Raw genomic sequence first — 255 nt, forward strand, 5'->3', positions numbered from 1 at the left:
GCGCGTCACCTCGACGTTGTAGGCATAGCTCGCCGGCGTCTTGCCGTCCGCCATCAGCGACCCGTCCATCATCACGCTGGTAAAGCCCGAGCGGATCGACTGCATGCACACCGCAGGCGAAGTACCGCGGTCCTGGTGCAGCACTACCGGCAGATCGGGGTGGGTCTCCACCGCCGCCAGCATCATGTGGCGCAGGTACGCCTCGCCAGCGTATTTGCGTGCCCCGGCGGAGGCCTGCAGGATCACCGGACTGTC

At 66.7% G+C, this 255-nt stretch carries 1 protein-coding gene; it reads right to left on the reverse strand.

Translation table 11 applies throughout. From position 1 onward, the window contains the following. On the reverse strand, window positions 1-255 hold a 255-nt coding region (locus NFX52_RS31530; RefSeq protein WP_252636039.1), incomplete at both ends, for a class II fructose-bisphosphate aldolase.

The sequence above is a fragment of the Acidovorax facilis genome (assembly GCF_023913775.1).
Classification (GTDB): Bacteria; Pseudomonadota; Gammaproteobacteria; order Burkholderiales; family Burkholderiaceae_C; genus Acidovorax; species Acidovorax facilis.